The sequence below is a fragment of the Acidimicrobiales bacterium genome (genome assembly GCA_040219085.1).
Taxonomy (GTDB): Bacteria; Actinomycetota; Acidimicrobiia; order Acidimicrobiales; family JAVJTC01; genus JAVJTC01.
This window is the reverse complement of record JAVJTC010000017.1, coordinates 132,132-150,148: the sequence shown is the minus strand read 5'-3', so window position 1 is coordinate 150,148 and position 18,017 is coordinate 132,132. Positions and strand designations below refer to the sequence as shown.

General features: G+C 69.1%; 23 protein-coding genes. 13 read left to right on the top strand and 10 right to left on the bottom strand.

Going from position 1 to position 18,017, the window contains the following annotated elements:
- Positions 1-1,575 (bottom strand): ABC transporter substrate-binding protein (locus tag RIE08_07325; GenBank protein ID MEQ8717408.1); only part of this gene is annotated, 1,575 nt, incomplete at its 3' end.
- Between the two features lie 121 nt (positions 1,576-1,696).
- On the opposite strand from RIE08_07325, the gene RIE08_07320 reads away from it, so the two are divergent.
- Both RIE08_07320 and RIE08_07315 read left to right on the top strand, forming a co-directional pair.
- On the top strand, positions 1,697-2,347 hold the full coding sequence (locus RIE08_07320; GenBank protein ID MEQ8717407.1) for a maleylpyruvate isomerase family mycothiol-dependent enzyme: 651 nt from the start codon (positions 1,697-1,699) through the stop codon (positions 2,345-2,347).
- A gap of 63 nt (positions 2,348-2,410) precedes the next feature.
- Positions 2,411-2,878 (top strand): PPOX class F420-dependent oxidoreductase, encoded by a 468-nt coding sequence (locus RIE08_07315; protein ID MEQ8717406.1) that lies wholly within the window; start codon positions 2,411-2,413, stop codon positions 2,876-2,878.
- 28 nt (positions 2,879-2,906) lie between these two features.
- Here RIE08_07315 and RIE08_07310 read toward each other — a convergent pair whose 3' ends face one another.
- The 3 genes from RIE08_07310 to RIE08_07300 are packed head-to-tail and all read right to left on the bottom strand — an operon-like array spanning position 2,907 to position 5,760.
- Positions 2,907-4,307 (bottom strand): DUF3179 domain-containing (seleno)protein, encoded by a 1,401-nt coding sequence (locus tag RIE08_07310; GenBank protein MEQ8717405.1) that lies wholly within the window; start codon positions 4,305-4,307, stop codon positions 2,907-2,909.
- A 58-nt stretch (positions 4,308-4,365) separates the two neighbouring features.
- A complete protein-coding gene (locus RIE08_07305) occupies positions 4,366-5,277 on the bottom strand; it encodes a hypothetical protein (protein ID MEQ8717404.1) in 912 nt (303 codons plus the stop codon).
- Positions 5,278-5,304: 27 nt separating this feature from the next.
- Positions 5,305-5,760: a Fur family transcriptional regulator gene (locus RIE08_07300; GenBank protein ID MEQ8717403.1), complete on the bottom strand. Its 456-nt coding sequence runs from the start codon at positions 5,758-5,760 to the stop codon at positions 5,305-5,307.
- A gap of 108 nt (positions 5,761-5,868) precedes the next feature.
- Here RIE08_07300 and RIE08_07295 point away from each other — a divergent pair, with 108 nt between their 5' ends.
- From RIE08_07295 to RIE08_07280, 4 genes are read left to right on the top strand one after another with little or no spacing between them, the layout of a single operon-like run.
- The gene (locus tag RIE08_07295) at positions 5,869-6,927 is read left to right on the top strand and encodes a metal ABC transporter substrate-binding protein (protein MEQ8717402.1); all 1,059 of its coding nucleotides are present in this window, start codon (positions 5,869-5,871) and stop codon (positions 6,925-6,927) included.
- A gap of 11 nt (positions 6,928-6,938) precedes the next feature.
- The gene (locus RIE08_07290) at positions 6,939-7,814 is read left to right on the top strand and encodes a metal ABC transporter permease (GenBank protein MEQ8717401.1); all 876 of its coding nucleotides are present in this window, start codon (positions 6,939-6,941) and stop codon (positions 7,812-7,814) included.
- 27 nt (positions 7,815-7,841) lie between these two features.
- Positions 7,842-8,096 carry a hypothetical protein gene (locus tag RIE08_07285; protein ID MEQ8717400.1) on the top strand — a complete coding sequence of 85 codons (255 nt, stop codon included), beginning with the start codon at positions 7,842-7,844 and terminating at the stop codon, positions 8,094-8,096.
- Entirely contained in the window at positions 8,086-8,643 is a 558-nt protein-coding gene (locus RIE08_07280; protein ID MEQ8717399.1) for a hypothetical protein, read from the top strand. Before RIE08_07285 ends, RIE08_07280 begins: the two co-directional genes overlap by 11 nt.
- Before the next feature lie 21 nt (positions 8,644-8,664).
- Here RIE08_07280 and RIE08_07275 read toward each other — a convergent pair whose 3' ends face one another.
- Complete coding sequence (locus RIE08_07275) at positions 8,665-9,456, bottom strand: tyrosine-protein phosphatase (GenBank protein ID MEQ8717398.1); 792 nt, start codon at positions 9,454-9,456, stop codon at positions 8,665-8,667.
- 120 nt (positions 9,457-9,576) lie between these two features.
- Here RIE08_07275 and RIE08_07270 point away from each other — a divergent pair, with 120 nt between their 5' ends.
- The 5 genes from RIE08_07270 to RIE08_07250 all read left to right on the top strand — a co-directional run bounded on the left by RIE08_07270 (position 9,577) and on the right by RIE08_07250 (position 14,368).
- Positions 9,577-10,002, top strand: coding sequence for a flavodoxin family protein (locus RIE08_07270; GenBank protein ID MEQ8717397.1), 426 nt, complete (start codon positions 9,577-9,579; stop codon positions 10,000-10,002).
- A gap of 19 nt (positions 10,003-10,021) precedes the next feature.
- Positions 10,022-10,915 (top strand): LLM class flavin-dependent oxidoreductase, encoded by an 894-nt coding sequence (locus RIE08_07265; GenBank protein MEQ8717396.1) that lies wholly within the window; start codon positions 10,022-10,024, stop codon positions 10,913-10,915.
- Positions 10,916-11,112: 197 nt separating this feature from the next.
- Entirely contained in the window at positions 11,113-12,051 is a 939-nt protein-coding gene (locus tag RIE08_07260) for a putative selenate ABC transporter substrate-binding protein (protein MEQ8717395.1), read from the top strand.
- Entirely contained in the window at positions 12,048-12,797 is a 750-nt protein-coding gene (locus tag RIE08_07255; GenBank protein MEQ8717394.1) for an ATP-binding cassette domain-containing protein, read from the top strand. Before RIE08_07260 ends, RIE08_07255 begins: the two co-directional genes overlap by 4 nt.
- A 2-nt stretch (positions 12,798-12,799) precedes the next feature.
- Positions 12,800-14,368 carry an ABC transporter permease subunit gene (locus RIE08_07250; GenBank protein ID MEQ8717393.1) on the top strand — a complete coding sequence of 523 codons (1,569 nt, stop codon included), beginning with the start codon at positions 12,800-12,802 and terminating at the stop codon, positions 14,366-14,368.
- Positions 14,369-14,394: 26 nt separating this feature from the next.
- Here RIE08_07250 and RIE08_07245 read toward each other — a convergent pair whose 3' ends face one another.
- The 5 genes from RIE08_07245 to RIE08_07225 form a co-directional block, all read right to left on the bottom strand.
- Complete coding sequence (locus RIE08_07245) at positions 14,395-14,658, bottom strand: hypothetical protein (protein MEQ8717392.1); 264 nt, start codon at positions 14,656-14,658, stop codon at positions 14,395-14,397.
- Complete coding sequence (locus RIE08_07240; GenBank protein MEQ8717391.1) at positions 14,655-14,837, bottom strand: hypothetical protein; 183 nt, start codon at positions 14,835-14,837, stop codon at positions 14,655-14,657. The genes RIE08_07245 and RIE08_07240 overlap by 4 nt, the downstream gene beginning before the upstream one ends.
- A gap of 7 nt (positions 14,838-14,844) precedes the next feature.
- Complete coding sequence (locus tag RIE08_07235; protein MEQ8717390.1) at positions 14,845-15,051, bottom strand: helix-turn-helix domain-containing protein; 207 nt, start codon at positions 15,049-15,051, stop codon at positions 14,845-14,847.
- Between the two features lie 7 nt (positions 15,052-15,058).
- Positions 15,059-15,223, bottom strand: a complete 165-nt coding sequence (locus RIE08_07230) for a hypothetical protein (protein ID MEQ8717389.1) — start codon at positions 15,221-15,223, stop codon at positions 15,059-15,061.
- 333 nt (positions 15,224-15,556) lie between these two features.
- Positions 15,557-16,261 (bottom strand): SGNH/GDSL hydrolase family protein, encoded by a 705-nt coding sequence (locus RIE08_07225; GenBank protein ID MEQ8717388.1) that lies wholly within the window; start codon positions 16,259-16,261, stop codon positions 15,557-15,559.
- A 56-nt stretch (positions 16,262-16,317) separates the two neighbouring features.
- Here RIE08_07225 and RIE08_07220 point away from each other — a divergent pair, with 56 nt between their 5' ends.
- Both RIE08_07220 and RIE08_07215 read left to right on the top strand, forming a co-directional pair.
- Complete coding sequence (locus RIE08_07220) at positions 16,318-17,268, top strand: LLM class F420-dependent oxidoreductase (protein MEQ8717387.1); 951 nt, start codon at positions 16,318-16,320, stop codon at positions 17,266-17,268.
- Positions 17,269-17,271: 3 nt separating this feature from the next.
- Positions 17,272-18,015: a lysophospholipid acyltransferase family protein gene (locus RIE08_07215; GenBank protein MEQ8717386.1), complete on the top strand. Its 744-nt coding sequence runs from the start codon at positions 17,272-17,274 to the stop codon at positions 18,013-18,015.
- Positions 18,016-18,017 lie beyond the last annotated feature (2 nt).

Here is an 18,017-nt window from a genome sequence, read left to right as displayed (position 1 = left end):
CCGGGCGGCGTCGAGGGCCGCGTCAACGGCGGGGTCCACGATGCGTCCGAAGTTGGTTGCGAGTCCCTGGGCGAAATCCGAGTGCCACCAGACGCGCTCGGCTTCGAGGCTCGAGGAGTTGTGCTGGCGCCAGATGAACGCCTCGAAGTTGCCGACGATGGCGTTGGTGACGAGGGTGCCCTGGTCGACCTGGAGGATCTCGACGTCGAGGCCGCACGCACTCCACATCTCCGCGAGCAACTCGGCGCTGACCCGGTTGATCGGGTCGGTCGTCGTGCCGAGCTGGATCGTCCCGGGGTCGTCGAAGGAGTCCCACGCGGCGCGACCTGCGTCGGGGTCGAACTCTGGGAACCCGTTGTCCTCGACGTAACCCGGGGTGCTCGGGCTGAACGGGCCGTGGGCCACGATGGTGTGTCCGCCGGCACGCAGCTGCATGTAGAGGTCACGGTCGGTGCACTGCGCCAGCGCCCGGCGCTCTTCGACGGTGTCGAACGCCTCGTAGGAGTCGTTCATCATGACCATCGTCACCTGCCGGAACGCCTCCTGTTCCTGGAGAAGGTCGAGGTCCTCGTTCTCCTCGTAGTTCTTCGACTCGAGCGGGCTGTTGTCGTGGGTGATGTCGAGTGCGCCGTTGAAGAGGGCGAGGCGGCGGGCGGGGGAGTCCTCGATCGGGCGGAAGGTGATCTTGTCGAGGAACGGGAGCTGGTTGTCGTCCTCGTCGACCTGCCAGTAATTCGGGTTGCGCGTGACGACGAGCTCCTGGTTCGGGACCCAGGAATCGAAGACGAACGGGCCGGTGCCCACCGGGTTCACCGCTCCGTCGTCGCTCAGGTAGACCGAGGGGGCGGCGAGGTAGCCGAGTTGGAACGTGAACAGGCTCGGGAACAGCGCGACCGGCTCGGTCAGGGTGATCAGGACGCTGAGCTCGTCGACGACCTCGACGGACTCGACGATCGGACGCAGGATGATCGCGGTGACCTGGCCCTGGTCGAGGGCCTCGAAGTGGGTGACGAGCGCGTCGGAGTCGACCGGGGTGTCGTCGTGGAAAAGGATCCCGGGGCGCAGCGTGAAGGTCCACTCGCTGAAGTCGTCGTTGGGTACGGCGGACTGCAGCAGGTAGGGCTGGGCCTGGCCGTTCTCGTCCTCGATGAACAGCGGGTCGTAGATCGCGCGCATGACCGTCTCGCAGCTCACCGCGCACTGGGTGGTCGCCGGGTTCCAGCCCTGGGTGGTTTCTCCCTCGAGGCCGAAGAAGAGTTCGCCGCCGTACTGGGGCTCCCCGCCTTCGAACTGTTCGTCGTTGAGTCCGTCGCCGGTGGAGCTGCCGCCGTCGCCGTCCGTCGATCCGTCCTCTGTCGCGTCGCCGTCTGTGGAGACACCGCCGTCGGTGCCGGCCCCGTCGGATGCCCCGCCGTCGCCGCCGGAGTTGCCGGAGTCGCCGGACCCGCCGTCGTCGGAGGAGCTTCCGCCGTCGGAGCCTCCATCGTCCCCGCTGGCCGAATCGCCGCTGCCGCCGCCACATGCCGTGGCAACCAGAGCCAGAACGGCAAGCAACACGACGAGTCGGTAGCGCATCGTCACGGGAATCTCCTTGCAGCGGCGAACCGGGCGGTGCCGGTCCGCCAGATCGGCGGTGCGCCTACGGTAGTTCCCCACAGAGGTCAGGAGGGGGTCTGCGGTGTCTCAGGGTGGTGACGTGTTCGACCGGCTCGTCGTGGAGCGCACGGCTTTCGTCGATCTCGTCGAGGGATTGTCCGCTGCTGACTGGTCGTCGGCGACACTGTGCGACGGCTGGAGTGTCGCCGTGGTCGCGGGACACGTGCTGTGTCCGACCGACGTGGGTTACCGCGAGCTCGCGTCGGGACTGGTGCGGGCGCGCTTCTCCCTCGAGCGCTTTCTGGACGCGGCAGCGCGTCGCCGTGGCGGACGGGGGCAGGCCGAGCTCGTCGCGGCGCTGCATGCCTCGGTGACGAGTCGCACACACCCGCCCGGGACGTCCTACGCGGGTCTCGCTGTCGACTGCGCAGTGCATTCACTCGACGTCGCCATCCCCACGGGCCGGGACGTCACCTTCGAATCGGAGCGACTCCGGTGGCTGCTGGAGCGGGCGTCCCGGCTGAAGGGCCCTTTCGGTGTCCGGTCACGGATCGCAGGCCTGAGACTCGAGGCGACCGACGTCGGCTGGTCCTACGGCACCCTGCCCGAAGGTGGCGCGGGGGACCGCAGCGTGCGGGACGTGATGGTCTCGGGACCGGGCGACGCGCTCCTGTTGGCGATGCTCGGCCGGACGGTACGGCTGGATCGTCTGGCTGGTCACGGAGTCGAGATCCTCGGCGCCCGGGCCTGAACCAACGGTCGCGTTTCCACTGCCGGTGGACCCTGCCGTCGGTGCATGTGCGACCATGCCGCCATGGCTCAGATCGCCCGCAATCTCCGTGTCGACCGTGCCGGGCTCGAGGAGTTCGTGGCCCCCCGCCATCACGGGGTGCTCGTCACGACCCGCTCGGACGGCCGACCTCAGATGTCGCTCGTCACGATGGGTCTGCACGATGGGACCGTGATGATCTCGTCGTACCCGTCACGGGCGAAGGTGGTCAACGCGATCCGCGAACCCGAGGTCTCGGTGCTCGTGATGTCGGACGACTTCGGCGGCGACTGGGTGCAGGTCGACGGGACGGCAGAGGTGTCGACCATGCCGGACCGGGCGGCCGAGGACGGCCTCGTCGACTACTTCCGGTGCATCTCCGGCGAGCACTCCGACTGGGACGAGTACCGCGCGGCGATGCGTCGCCAGGGAAAGAGCCTGATCCGGGTGTCGATCGACCGCTGGGGCCCGATCTCACGCGGCGGCTTTCCCCCCGGTCTCACCCCGGGCTGACAGCGGCGCCTCTGCGCCGCTTCGGCCCCTACGACGGGAGCCACAGCGACGTCGTCGGGTGGAACTGGCTCCATGCGAACCAGAACGCCTGATGCGACGGGATCTCTTCGCCGTCCAGCATCGCCCGCAGGCCGCGACCGTCGAGCGTGACATTGACGCCTTCGATCTCGACGGTGCCACCCGCGAGCAGTGTCTCGCGCGCCGCGTCGGCCGGGACGGCGACGAAGCGGCCAGCGCCGAGATCGACCCCGAGCACCTGCATGTGAACCGGGAGACGGTCGTCGACCTGCCCGATCGGGAAGATCGGCCCGTTGTCATCGCGGCCGCCGAGCGGGTCGAGGGGGTAGCGGTTTCCGACCCCACCGTCCTCGGCGACCACGAGCGTGTCGGGATGGGTCGTCCGCCAGTCCTGCCACGTCGTGGTGACGATCGTCGCCTGGGGGAGAACCACGCCGCGCTCGCGTAGCGGGCCTGTCACCGCGGCGCCGGTGAACGTGTCGAACACGCTGAGGCTGTCGAGGTCGTACATGACCTTGTTCGAGCGCGACAGGAGACCTGAGGTGCGCAGGACCGGCGGCCGTTGCACGCCCTCGACGGCATCGGTGAAGAACACCTGCGCCGAGCCGCACAGGGTGCAGTAGGGAATCGCGACGCGTCGGCCGCCGATGGTCGCGTTGACCATCTCGTGGACCTCCATGATGTTCTTCGGGAAGGCGACCGCGTCGCCGTTGATCTCGACCCCGAACACGATCCGGTCATCGGGATACCACCCGCCCTCGGATGCGGACGTGAGGGCCGGGTCGTCGAGGGCCGGGATGCATCCCCGGGCACAGCCCAGCGGGTCGCCGAGGGGACGATCGTCGATGAGAACGCCACCCCAGCCGATGAGTCGGTAGTCGAGCTCGGCCCCGGGGTCGTCGAAGACGAAGCCCCAACGGGGGTCGACGGTCGTGTAGATCTGTCGCTTGAGTTCGACGTAGCCGGGGGGTGCCGGTAGGTCCCACGCGAGGAGATGATCGGTCAGGTCCCCCCAGGGTCGCGACTGGTCGATCGTCGTGCCGGCGATCTGCTCGACGACGTCGACGACCTCCCAGGCCCCTTCCGCTCCCTGGGCGAACCGCAGGACGTCGGCGAGGACCCAGAGCGTCCGGGGGTCAGCGGTGTCGGTCAAGGACCGGACGGCCGGGAAGTAGCCGTCCCTGATCGATGAGGCGACCTCCTCGAGCGACGCCCGGTCGTCAGGCTGGAGGGGCCCGTCGGGAACCGCCGGTGCCGGCGGGAAGACCCGCGCTGTGCCGGTCTCGACGGTGACGGGCGCGACGGACGTGCCCGCCGAGGGCGTGTCGGTCGTCGTAGTCGCACCCGACGAGCACGCGCTCACGACCAGCACGACCGCAATGACGGCGGCGACGCTTCTGGAGATGACCACGTCGGGTCAACGTCGACGACGACGGCACAGTTCCCGCCGCCTCACACCGGGCGATGCGTCAGGCATCGACGCCCGGATAGCCGAGGCCGGCCAGTGTGCCGCCGAGCATCTCATCGAGGCGACGGTTGGACTCGGCGAAGTCCTCGAGCATCCGCTTCGGAATCTGATCCGAGAACGACGACGGGCGCCTGGTGGACGGCAGGATCCGGCCGATCACCGCGGCGGCACGTTGAGCATGCATCAGGTGGGTGATCTTCGGGTTCGGGGAGTAGGCGCTCGCTGCGAACAGATCGTTGTACCGGCGTTGCACCGCCACGCCGAACGCGTCGAGGGAGGGGTTGGCATTCGGAACGGGTGAGATCGTGGTCGGGGGCAGGTCGAGGCGTGCGAGGATCCGGTTGATCGCGCCTTGCGTATCGGCAACGAGCGTCTCGAACGGTTCGACGATCACCGCTTCGGCTCCGAACAGGTCCATGTGGCGGGCGACGAGCCTGTCGAAGCAGATGTAGCGGTGGTCGATGCGGGGGCCGCCAGTGTTCTCAGCGATGACTTCCTCGAACCTCGCTGTTCCGCCGACTTTGACGTACTGGTGGTAGAGGGAGCGCAGGTGTTCGTCCTGGCGGCGGGTGACGATGAGGATTGTCGCTGTTCCGGGAAGCGCCGCGATCCGCTCGGCTGATGCTGCGGCTGTGGCCAGCGACGCGCGGAACGGCTGGCCGCAGAGAACCTCACACGAGAACGTCGCCACGTGCCCGCCCGCCCGGGCCACGACGTCCTCCACCAAGCCTGCGCACGCCCGGGGGTTGTAGGCATCGTCGGAGGCGCCCGCGAGGTGGAGCATCATCTGGTGAGCCAGTTGCGCTTCCAGAGGCATCGGGAAACAGAGGCCCTGGACCTGTCCGAATACGTGCTTCTGCAGGGTGGTCGAGGCCGTCTTCGGGTATCCGATGTGGAACAGGGTCCGGCTCATCTCCGGCGACGATACCGACGATGTCGGTCAGCGGCTGCAGTCGGCGCAGAGTCCGTGCAGGTCGAGGCTGTGACGCAGGGGCGTGAAGCCTGCGGCATCGGCCGCGGCCGTGAGATTGCGATCGACGAGGCGTTCGAGTTCGTCGTCGAGATGGACGTCGGTGATCGCCCCGCACCCGTCACAGATCAGGTGGTGATGGTGCTCGAGGAGCGGCTCGGTGAGTTCGAAGTGGGCGTGGTCGCCGCTGACGGTGATCCGCCGGACCACACCGCACTGTTCGAGGACATCGAGATTGCGGTAGGCGGAACTCTGGGCCAGATCGGGTTCGTGTTCGAGGATCTCGGGCAGGGTCACGGGGCGGCCGGCCCGCACGACAGCCTCGACCAGTCGTCGGCGGCTCCGGGTGTAGCGGTGTTCGCCGTGCGACAGGCGGTCCCGGATCTGCGCGTGGATGTCGCCGCTGTCCGGGGGGTGCACGCTCACGTCGGTTTCCGGTCCTGCATGGGACGCGACCCTAATGGCGTCCCAGGGCGAGGTAGACAACCAGGCTGCCGTATTGCGAATAGGACTCACTCTCAATATTGTGGGGTCGTGCTCACTCTGTTTCGCTTCTCCGCTCGCCGCCGCTACCTGGCCGTCGCGCTTGCCGTCACCCTCATCGGTGCCGCCTGCGGCGGCAACTCCGACGAGGGAGCCGGTGACGGTCCCGTCGTGGTCGCGACGACGGGCATCTGGGCCGACGTCGTCGCCAACGTGGCCTGTGACGGTCTGGTCGAGGTGGTGACGATCATCCCGGCCGGGGGCGATCCCCACGCGTTCGAACCGTCACTGGCTGACCGCGGCGCGATGGACGACTCGGACCTGGTCGTCGCCAACGGGCTCGGCCTGGAGGAGGGCCTCGCGGACACGATCGATGCCAGCGAGGCGACGGGGACAGCGGTCTTCGAGATGGCCGACCATGTGGACTCGATCCCGACGTTCTTCGACAGCCACGACGACGATCACAGTGACAGCGATGATCACGACGGGGACGGCCACGGCAGCGATCACAGTGATGACGACGATCACGGCAGCGATCACGGTGACGACGACGATCACGGCGACGAGCACGACCACGAGGGCGACGACCCTCACATCTGGTTCGACCCTGTGCGCGTCGCGGGGGCGCTCGATGACCTGGGCGACGCAGTGGTCGGCGCGGCGGGCCTCGACGCCGACGCAGTCGCAGCCTGCGTCGCCGACTACCGCGCGGAACTGGAGGCGGTCGACGCCGAGATCGCGGCGATGGTCGCGGACCTTCCCGAGAGCCGACGCAAGCTCGTCACCAGCCACGACTCCATGGGCTACTTCGCCGACCGCTACGGCTTCACCGTCGTGGGAACCGTGATCCCGGCCCCTTCGACGCTCGCCCAGTCGAGCCCAGCCCAACTCGAGGACCTGGCTGCGACGATCGAATCCACCGCCGTGCCCGCGATCTTCGCCGAGGCCCAACACTCCGCCGCTGATGTCGAGGCGCTCGCGAGCCGCGTCGGGGACGTCACGGTCGTCACCTTGAACACCGGGTCGCTCGGCGAGCCGGGGAGCGGCGCCGACACGTACATCGGCTTCCTGCGCACCAACGCTGGAGCCGTGACGACGGCCCTGGGCTGAGCGCAGCGACCGTGGACTTCCTCACAGACCCCGTCGGCTGGTGGATCGAGCCCTTCGTCGACAAGGCCTTCATGCAGAACGCGCTGTGGGCGGGCCTCCTCGCCGTCCTCACGACGTCGGTCGTCGGGACCTGGGTGGTGCTACGCGGGATGAGCTTCCTCGGCGACGCGCTCGCCCACGGGGTGCTGCCCGGCATCGCCATCGCTTTCATCATCGGGGTCGACACGACAATGGGCGCGCTGGTCGCCGCGCTCGTCATGGTGGGCGGCGTGAACGTCATCCGGGCGACCTCCCCGTTGCCCGAGGACACGTCGATCGGAGTGCTGTTCGTCGGGTTCCTCGCGCTCGCGGTCGTCGTCATGTCGAGCAACTCGGGCTCCTATTCGGGCGACCTCAATCGCTTCCTGTTCGGGTCGATCACCGGTGTCGACGACCGGGACCTGATCCGCCAGGCGATCGCGGCTGGCATCTCGGTCCTCGGGGTGGCGCTGTTCTACCGGGCGTTCCTGGTGATGACCTTCGACGAGACCCAGGCACGGATCCAGGGTCTGCGCCCCCGGCTGTCACACGCCGTGCTGCTCGTGCTGCTGGCCATCTCGATCGTTTCGTCGTTCGAGGCGGTGGGCAACCTGCTCGTGTTCGCCTTCCTCGTCGCACCGCCCGCCACGGCGGCCCTGCTCGTGCGGCGGGTGCCGGTGATCATGGTGACCGCCGTGGCCGTGGGCGCCGTGTCCGTCGTGGTCGGCCTGCTCATCAGCTTCCACCACGAGTCCGCAGCCGGTGCGACCATGGCGCTCTGCGCCGTCGTCGCCTTCCTCGCTGTGCTGTGCGGACGTGCCGTGCACACCGCGATCAGCGCCCGCTCGGTCCCTCTGGCACCGACCTGACCCGGTCGTTCTGGGTAGCGTGAGTGTGTGCCGGCAGCTGACACCGACCTGACCGCCGCCCGTGTTCAGCGAGCGGTGTTCGCCTCGAAATCCGGGGATGAGCGGACAGCGATGGCCTTCGAGATGTCCGAGCTCATGTTTCAGGTCACCGTCGACGGCATCCGTAGGCGATTCCCCGAACTCGACGAAGCCGAAGTCGCGCTGCAGCTCATCGAGCGGCTGCACGGCCCAGAGGTCGCCAGTGCTGTGGCCGCGTCGGACGCGGTGCCCGGTGGACACTGAGCTTCTCCGCAGGGTGGTTGCCGCGCTCGACAGCGCCGGAATCGCCCACATGGTCACCGGGTCGTTCGCGAGCACGCTGCACGGTGAGCCCCGTGCCACCCGAGACATCGACATCGTCATCGACCCCGAAGGGAGTTCGCTCGACGTACTGGTTGAGGCCTTCCCCACTGATCGGTTCTACGTCGGTGACGTAGCTGCGGCGTTGGCCAAACGCGACATGTTCAACATCATCGACACACGGTCGGGCTGGAAGGTCGACCTGATCGTCCGCAGGGACCGGCCGTTCAGCCGCGCCGAGTTCGACCGACGTCAGCCAGCGACCATCGCCGGGGTTGCCACGTTCGTGACCACCGTCGAGGATGCGATCCTTTCGAAGCTCGAATGGCAGTCGATCACCCCGTCGGACCTTCAGCGACGTGACGTCGTCGCGATGATGATCGCCAACGTCGAACGACTGGACCGCTCGTACCTGCAGCGCTGGGCGGACGAGCTCGGCGTCAGGTCGGTTCTCGACGAGCTGTGGGAGTCCGCCGTCGCCGAGCGGTGAAGCGATCCCCCTGGCGCCGGTTCAGCCCACGAGGACGGTGCGGACGCGGGTGACCAGCTCGTCGTCGCCATGGATGGCGAGGTAGCCGGCGGGAGACCCCCACCGATCGGCCACCCCGGCGAGGACCTCGTGCATCGTGGCGGTCATCGTCTCGGGGGTCTGGACGTCGGCCGTGTCGGCGAAGCGCATGTATTCCGCCCAGAACTCGTCGAGGATCGGATCGCGGCTCGCCTGCTTCGCCTCGGGTGGGACCCGGGCGGTTGCTGCGTAGTCGTCGACCACAGCTTCGTCGTCGACCCCGGCGGTCGACAGGAGGAGCATCGCGACGAGCCCGGTGCGGTCCTTGCCGGCGGTGCAGTGCACGATCGCCGGCCCGTCGCCCTCGACCAGGTGGCGCACCGCCCGCACGAACCGGTCGGCGTGGTGTTCGAGTTGGCTCAGGTAGCGCTCGGCGTAGCTGAGGCCCTTCTGCGCCTCGAACGTGTAGGTGTCGTTGGCCTGGTCGCGCACCGGGATGAGTCGATAGTCGACGAGGTCTGCGAGCCGGCCGCTTCCCGCGGCGCCCGCCTCGTCGATGCCGCGCAGGTCGACGATGCGCTCGACGCGGATGTGGCCGGTCAGCGCGGCGACGTCGGCGTCGCTCAGCGTTCCGAGTTGATCGGCCCGCAGGACCCGCCCGAAGCGGGTCTTCCCGCCGGGCGTGTCGAAGCCGCCGAGGTCGCGCACATTCGACGCGCGGTCGAGCACGAGACGCCGGGCCACGCCGTCGGTGTGTACCGCGTGGTAGCCGGAGGGGATCGGAACGGGGGTCACGAGGCACGACGTTACCCGGACGACGGCGTGCGGGAGTCCCCGTCTCGTCGGTCGAAGTGGTAGAAGATCAGGGTCTTGAAGTCGCGGTGAGAAGCCCGCCGCGGCAGAGGAGGTCCGGCAATGAAGGTTCTCGTCGTCTACGACTCGATGACCGGCAACACCGAGCGTGCCGCCGAGTACATCGGGGGCGCCGCCCGTGACGCAGGTCACGAGGTGACCGTGCGCCCAGTCGGTGCTCTCGACCTGAAGGAACTGGCCACGGCCGACATCGTCTTCGTCGGTTGCTGGACCGACGGCCTCTTCTTCTTCGGCCAGCGGCCGGGCCGCGCCGGGAAGTTCCGGAAGATGCCCGTCATCACGGGCAAGCGGGTCGCCGCGTTCTGCACGTACGCGATCAACTCAGGTGGGACGGTGGACTCGTTGGCGGACATCCTCACCGACCTCGGCGCCGACGTGGTGGCCACCGCGAAGATCCACCGCAAGCGCATCGCCGAGGAGGCCAAGGCGTTTGCAGCCGAGGCTCTCGGCGCCGTCCCCGTCGCGTGACCCTGCCGGCGGCGGCCCTGTGAAGGTCCGCGTCGGCGTCGGATTCGGCCCGACGGTCTTCGCCTCCCGCGACGAGTTCGCGACGACCATCGGGACCCTCGACGAGTCCGGGCTGGATTCGCTGTGGCTGTCGGAGGTCCTCACTGCGCCGGTGATCGACCCCATCGTCGGTATGGCGGTGGCGACCGGGATGGCCCCGCGGCTCAAGGTGGGCACGACGTTCGTCCTTCCCGGGCGGAACCTCGTGCGCACTGCGAAGGAGTTGGCGACGCTGGACCGTTTGAGCAACGGGCGGCTGCTGATCACCGCGGTCGCCGGCCTCCGCCAACCCGGCGAACTCGCCGCTCTCGGCGTGACCGCCCGCGAGCGGGGTATGGCCCTCGACGAGGCGGTGCCGCTGCTGCGGCGGCTGTGGGCGGGGGAGCGGGTCACGCACCGGGGTGAGATCTACGACCTTCAGGACGTGGCCGTCGAACCCCGGCCGGTGCAGGACCCGCTGGAGGTGTGGGTCGGCGGGATGGTGCCCGCTGCGTTGCGGCGCACGGCGCTCGTCGCCGACGGCTGGCTGCCTGCGCTGTGCACCACCGCAGAGGCCGACGCCGGACGCCGCGTGATCGACCAGATCTCCCAAGAAGCCGGGCGGGCGATCGACCCCGAGCACTTCGGCGTGAGCATCGGCTATAGCGACGCGGCCATCGACGCCGACCAGCTTGCCGGCCTCGCCCGGCGCCGTCCCGACCTCGAGGATCCAGCGGTGCTCGTGCCGGTGGGGCTCGACGCGCTGCGGCGCCAGATCAGCGAGTTCGTCGACGTCGGCTTCTCGAAGTTCGTCGTGCGCCCGATGGTGACGCCGCCGGACTGGCCTGCCGAGATCCGCCGCCTCGCCGACGCCCTCGGCGATCTCCAGACCTGAACGCCTGCGCCGAAGCGTCACGAACCTTTCGCAACTCGACGAGTTTCGAAAGGTTGGCATCCGTAGCTTGCGAAACTGGCCTTCGAGACTCCCCCGATCCGGTCGTCTAGATTCAGCGCCGGACAGATGGGGTTGCCCGACTTTCGGGCATCGACAAGAAGGAGAAGGACAGCGATGGCGTACAGAGGAGGCAGGGCATGAGCGCTCTGCGGAGGCCCGTCAGTTGGCGGGCGTTGATCACGGTTCTGGCGGTTGCAGTGCTCGCCCTGGCGGCCTGCGGCGGTGATGATGATGAAGGCGGTTCCTCCGGCGGTTCGTCGGAGACTCTGAGGATCGGGGCGATCCCCGACCAGGAGCCCGAGCGGCTCCAGCGCACCTACGGGTTGCTCGCCGACCACCTCGAGTCGGAGTTGGGCGTGACCGTGGAGTACGTGCCGGTGACCGACTACCAGGGAGCGGTCACGGCGTTCGGGGTCGGCGATCTCGACGTCGTCTGGTTCGGTGGCCTCACCGGGGTTCAGGCCCGCCTCGAGGTCGACGGTGCGAGGGCGGTCGCCCAGCGCGACATCGACGAGGAGTTCACGTCGGTGTTCATCGCGGGCGCCGACACGGGCATCGAACCGTTCGATTCCGTGGACGGGCTCGCTGCGTTGTCCGGGCACTCGTTCACGTTCGGTTCGGAGTCCTCCACGTCGGGTCGACTCATGCCGCAGTCGTTCCTCGCCGAGGCAGGTGTGGACGTCGGCGCCGATCTCGACGGCCCGCCGGGATTCTCGGGCTCGCACGACGCGACGATCGAGGTCGTGAGCGCAGGGACCTACGAGTCGGGTGCGCTCAACTCCCAGGTCTGGGATTCACGCGCCGAGGAAGGCGCGGTCGACACCGACCGGGTAGTCGAAGTCTTCCGTACCCCGCCCTACTACGACTACCACTGGGTCGCCCGGCCCGAGCTCGACGACCGCTTCGGCGACGGGTTCACCGACCGGTTCGTAGAGGCCCTGACGTCCCTGAGTGCCGACGATCCCTCCGACGTCGAGATCCTCGACCTGTTCGGCGCCGGGGCGTTCATCGCCACCGAGAACGCGAACTACGGGGCGATCGAAGACGTGGCGAAGGAGGTCGGGCTGATCCGGTGACGGAGTCGGCCGTGGCCGTCCAACTCGAAGGGGTGACCGTCCGCTACGGCGAGACCGCGGCGCTCGACGCGGTGGATCTCGCCGTGGCGCCGGGCGAGCGGGTGGCCCTCGTCGGGTCGAGTGGCGCAGGAAAGACCACCCTGCTCGACGTCGTGACCGGGGTCGTCACTGCCGACGACGGGACCGTCTCGGTCTTCGACGAAGAGCTGTCCGGGCTGCGGGGCCGCGCGCTGCGCGGTCTGCGTCGACGCGTCGGCACGGTCGGCCAGGATCACGACATGGCACCATCGCTGCGTGTCATCCACAACGTGAACGCCGGACGTCTTGGGTCGTGGTCGACGGCCGGTGCGCTGTGGTCCCTGATGGTCCCCACTGGCCGCAGCGACGCAGTGGCCGCCTTGGACGCGGTCGGCCTCGGTAGCCGGGCGGACTCGCGCACCGACGATCTGTCCGGCGGCGAACGTCAGCGGGTCGCCGTGGCCAGGGTGCTTCGCCAACGGCCCGAGCTCGTGCTGGCCGACGAGCCGACGTCGTCGGTGGACCCCGCGCTGGCGGATCTCGTCATGGGCCTGCTGTGCGCGGGACCGTCGACGCCACGGTGGACGCTGCTCGTGACGGTCCACGACCCGGCGCTGGCGCGCCGCCACGTCGACCGACTCGTGGGGCTCCGGGACGGGCGGGTCGTCCTGGATGCCCCGGCGGCCGACGTAACCGACGGCGACCTCCACGCGCTCTACCGGACGTGACGGTGACAACCCGACGCCGCGACGTCGGTGGGTTCACCGCTCGGCGCCGCATCGTGGTCGGTGCGGTCGCCGCGCTCGTCTGGGCGGTGGCGCGGGCCGGCGTGGACGATGGCATCGTCAACACCGGCGGCTGGTCGAGCTTCCGAAGGTTCTGGAGATCGGCGGCGGACCTCGAGGTCAGCGGGGAGTTCCTGCGACTCACCGTGGACGCAGCGACGCTCACCTTGTCCTACGCGGTCCTCGGCACGGTGCTGTCGGTCGTTCTCGGCTGCCTCGGTGCACTCGTCATCTCCGAGACGTTGTGGGGCGACAGGATCGGTCGGCGGATCGCGGGTGCTCTACTGGTCGTGCCGCGCGCCGTCCACGAGATCCTCTGGGCACTGCTGCTCGTCCAGGTACTCGGGTTCGACCCGCTCGTAGCGGTCATCGCCATCGGCGTCCCGTTCGGCGCGGTCACCGCGAAGGTGTACGCGGAGACCATCGACGAGGCCGACCAGCGGGCGTACCGGCGCCTCAGCGCTTCGGGAGCGGGCCGGCTCACGGCGCTCGCGTACGGCATCGTCCCCGAGGTCCGCGGCGAGCTGATCTCGTATGCCTTCTACCGGTTCGAGTGCGCCATCCGGTCCGCGGCGGTACTCGGGATCATCGGCGCCGGCGGGCTCGGGTTCCAGCTGGATCTCAGCTTCGAGTCGTTGCGCTACGACGAGATCTGGACGCTCATCGTCGCGCTGATGATCCTCAGCGGACTGGCCGACACCTGGTCCTCCCGGGTGCGACGCAGTCGGGACCCCCGGGTCGGGCGCTTCTCTCTGCTCGCGGTCGTCGCTCTCGTGCCGCTGTCGTGGCGCTGGATCGATCTCGACCCGACCGAGCTCGTCTCGGCACGGACCCGTCGGCTCGGCCGCGAGCTGCTGGGCGATCTGTTCCCCGCCCGACTCGGCCCCGGCGGATGGCGCGAGCTGATCGACGCGACGGTGGACACGGTCGCGATGTCGGTGCTCGCGACGGCGATCGCTGCCGGCGGCGGACTGGCCCTCGCGATCGCCGTGCGCCGCCGGACGATGCGGACCGCACTGAGCCTGCCTGCCGGTGACCTCGCCCGGGTGGTGGGGCGGGGAGTGCTGTTGTTGTTCCGCGCCGTGCCCGCTCCGGTGTGGGCCTTCGTGTGGGTGCTCGTGCTGTTCCCCGGGCCGTGGCCGGGCGCCGTGGCGCTCGGGATCTACAACCTCGGTGTCCTCGGACGCCTCTTCGCGGAGACGCTCGAGGATGCCGATGTGCGCCCCGCCGACATGCTCGTGGCGTCCGGCGCCAACCACACCCAGGCACTGTGGTACGGCACGTTGCCGACGGCCGCCCCCCGCCTCGTCGCGCTCGCCGCCTACCGCTGGGAGGTGATCGTGCGCGAGACCGTGGTGGTCGGCGTGGTCGGTGCCGGCGGGCTCGGCCAGTTGATCAACGAGCACCTCGCCGCCCGGGACTTCGCCGCCGTCACCGGCGCCATCGGCGCGCTCGTAATCGTCACCCTCGTCATCGACAGGATCGGCGCCCACTTCCGCCGCCACCTGCGGTGAGTCGTCACCAGCACCGACATCGTCAGTCAGTCCCCGAAACCGCTGCATCCGGCGAGAAACGCGAGGACGATTGCGATTGAAGAGGCACGAAAGACGGCGCGCATGTCGGCAGGGCGCACATCTTCCTGCCGCGACGGGGCCGCTGTCGTCAACGCCGCTCGGGATTCGACGACGATCAGCCCGACCGCTATCGGGGCATCGGCCGAGTCCCAGATCACCTCCGCTGTGTCGGACCCGGCCTCCTCGATGACGAGCTTGAGCAGGCTGGAGGTGTCGACGTGGGTGATCACCGGCGCTGGTCTGCGACGAGGTCGTTTACCGACTCCTTCGGCCCGATGCGACGCGCGGGCCGACGACGAGTCTTGCGGGTCGGTGCCCGGACGATGCCCGCCGCTATGAGGTCGGCCAGCCGGTCCGTCGACTCATCGGTCGCCGAGAGCCGGGCGACGGGCCGGTCACGGTCGGTCACGATGACCTCAGTCCTGTGTTCGCTCGACGATTCGCTTCACCGTCATGTGGGAAAATCCGCTGACGGTGGCGATCTCGCGAAGGGACGCCCCTGCCCGGTGGGCTTCGCGCACAGCGGCATCTCGCTTGCTCTGCGCCACCTGCGCGTGCTCGGCGGCGTAGCGGACCAGCTCCAGCAGGTTCGCCTGCTTCGTATCGTCTGCGGTCGTTGTCATCGGTGCCTCACTGGTCCGTCCGATTGAGCAGCAGCTCGATCATCAACCGGGCCTCCTCGGCCCAGGTGTCCCGCAGCTCCTCGCCCTGGGATGTCGTGTCAGCCCCTTCAGCGAGCAGCAAGCACAGGGCCATGGTCTCGTCGTAGGTGAGCGTGACATTGGCCTGGGCCACGAGGGCACTGTAACAGGTTGATCCACCCCGTTTCGAGCGCGCTCACATTACGACGGCAGCGACCGGATCGATGGGAGCGATCGGGGTTGGTCCCTCGACCCTGTTGCTTGTCAGAATGTTGCGTCTTCTTCCGGACGCTCGGCGGTGCATCAGGCTTGCTCCGGGAGCGGTCCGAATCTCGTCTTTCGAGGCAGGGTTCCAGCTGACCCGCGGCTATCACCTTTGGACCAAACGATCGCCACGTTGGATCCGCGTCTTGCCGCTTCCTGGAGCCAGCGACAGTGTCGCGACTGCCCTCGCGAGACATGGATGGGTCCGGGGCTGACTCCCGGGTTACAGGCCGAGGCGGTCGCGGACGGCGGACATGAGGGCGTCGGCCATCATCTCGTAGCCCAGGTCGTTGGGGTGGAAGCCGTCGGCGGCCAGACGCCGTTCGCCGTCGTCGGGCCAGACCCAGACGTCGAACAGGTCTACCCCGCCCTCGGCCTCCGCGGTCGCGAAGATCTCGTTCACCGCGATCCGTCGCCTCCCGCGGCTGCTGCCGAGGCGTCCGAGCAGCGTGTCGTCTGGTACCGCCTCCACCATGGCGCGGGCGTCCTCGACGATCCCGTCGAACCCCCAACGGAACAGGACGTCGTTGGTGCCGACCACACACGTGACCAGAGCCGGCACCGAGCCGTTCAGGACAGACCGGGCGGCGGGAACCTGGTGACCGCTGACGTCCGCGAACCTCGCACCCGTCATCGACAGGTTCAGAACCCTCCACGGCTGACCGGACACGTCCCGCAGCTTCATCAGGGCCTGGCCGACGTAGCTGCCCGACGGTTCGTCGGCGCCGATGCCCTGCGCGGTCGAGTCGCCGAACGCGACCCACAGCGGGCCTTCCGCCTCGAGGGCGGCGGCGTTCGCCTCGTCCCACCAGCGGGCGTAGGGCTCGATCTGTTCCTCGACCTCGCGCACCCCACCGTGGAACCGCGCCGCGATCTTCGTGAGGCTCAGACCGCTGCGATCCCGCCGGAGCTTCGGCACCTCTGCCATGGCGCGAACGGTACCCGCCTGCGTGCAGATGCCGGGGGCCGTGCCAGAGTGGAGACATGAAGTCCGCCGTTTTCACCGAACCCCAACAGGGCGCCACCCACGACATGCTCAGCCGCGTGGCCGTCACGGCCGAAGAGCTCGGCTACGACGCGTTCCTGCGCAGCGACCACCTCCTCAAGATGGGCGACGTCACCGGCCAGCCGGGCCCGAGCGAGGCGTGGACCAACCTCGCCGGCCTCGCCCGTGACACCTCCACGATCCGCCTCGGCACCCTCGTGAGCCCGGTCACCTTCCGTCACCCCGGGATCTTCGCCACCCAGGTCGCCCAGGTCGACGAGATGAGCGGCGGCCGGATCGACCTCGGGATCGGTGCCGGCTGGTTCGAGGCCGAACACGCCACCCACGGACTCCCGTTCGGCGAGTCCATGGGCGAGCGATTCGAGCGCTTCGAGGAGCAACTCGAGATCCTCGTCGCCATGTGGCGAACGCCAGCGGAGAAGACCTTCACCCATGCCGGGAAGCACTACTCGCTCGTCGACTGCCCGGCCATCCCCAAGCCCGCCCAGACCGACGGCGAGGGCCGCCCCGCCATCCCGATCGTCATCGGCGGGTCCGGCAAGGTGAAGACGCCCCGCCTGGCGGCCACCTACGCGTCCGAGTTCAACATGCCCTTTCCGGACCTCGACACGTGGAAAGAGCAGACCGCGCGGGTGCGCCAGGCCTGCGTCGACCACGGACGGGACCCCGACGATCTCGAATGGTCGTTCTGGTTCCCGATCGCCGTCGGCCGCGACGACGCCGAGGTCGCCCGTCGGGCAGCGGCCATCGGCCGCGACGTCGACGAGATGGTCGAGACCGCGTTCGGGGGAAGCCCCCAGCAGGTCATCGACAAGATCAACCTGTACAGGGAGGCGGGCGCCACCAAGGTCGGCTTCCAGATGCTCGACCTGACCGACCTCGACCACATCGAGCTCGTGAAGAGCGAAGTCGTGGACAAGCTGGGCTGACCGGTGGCCGACCACGACACCAGCCATACCGCCGAGCTCACCGAGTGGGCCCACGGCGTCACCGCAAGCCGGGCCGGGCACCTCGCGTTCCGCCTCGTCGTCGGCCTCATCAACCTCATCCTCAAGCCGTTCCTGCGGTTCACCGTCGAGGGCCTCGACAACATGGCGACCCCGGGGCCGCTGATCGTCGCCCCCGTGCACCGGTCCAACCTCGACGCGGCGCTCCTCGGTGCCACGTCGCCGCGGCGCCTGCGGGCCCTCGCGAAGGACACGATGTTCAAGAAGCGGAAGGGCCCGGGCTGGCTGTTCGCCGCCCTCGGCGCCTACCCGGTGCGACGGGGAGCCGCCGACCGTGAGGCGCTCGTCGCCTCCGAGAAGCTGCTCGAACGGGGCGAGTGTCTGCTCGTGTTCCCCGAGGGGACCCGCGGGTCGGGCCCGGAGGTCGGTGAGCTCTTCGACGGCCCGGCGTTCCTCGCCGCCCGCACCCGGGCGAAGGTGGTCCCGGTGGGCATCGCCGGAACCGAAGAGGCGCTGCCGTCGGGAGCGAAGAAGCTGCGGCGCCGCAAGGTCTCGGTCATCGTCGGCGAGCCCATCGACCCGCCCGGCGACGGCACCGGCCGCGTGTCACTACCCGCCCGCCGTCGTTGGACCGCCGAGCTGTCGGCCGAGCTCCAGCGCCTCTTCGACATCGCCATCGCGGATGCCGGGGCCTACCGGGGTCACGGCCGGGGCCACACCGACTCGTAGGC

Excerpts from the sequence above, each read along its gene's own strand:
- RIE08_07315 (MEQ8717406.1), top strand. The coding sequence starts at position 2,411 with ATGGCTCAGATCGCCCGCAATCTCCGTGTCGACCGTGCCGGGCTCGAG.
- RIE08_07305 (MEQ8717404.1), bottom strand. The coding sequence starts at position 5,277 with ATGAGCCGGACCCTGTTCCACATCGGATACCCGAAGACGGCCTCGACC.
- RIE08_07270 (MEQ8717397.1), top strand. The coding sequence starts at position 9,577 with ATGAAGGTTCTCGTCGTCTACGACTCGATGACCGGCAACACCGAGCGT.
- RIE08_07260 (MEQ8717395.1), top strand. The coding sequence starts at position 11,113 with ATGAGCGCTCTGCGGAGGCCCGTCAGTTGGCGGGCGTTGATCACGGTT.
- RIE08_07235 (MEQ8717390.1), bottom strand. The coding sequence starts at position 15,051 with ATGACAACGACCGCAGACGATACGAAGCAGGCGAACCTGCTGGAGCTG.
- RIE08_07225 (MEQ8717388.1), bottom strand. The coding sequence starts at position 16,261 with ATGGCAGAGGTGCCGAAGCTCCGGCGGGATCGCAGCGGTCTGAGCCTC.
- RIE08_07220 (MEQ8717387.1), top strand. The coding sequence starts at position 16,318 with ATGAAGTCCGCCGTTTTCACCGAACCCCAACAGGGCGCCACCCACGAC.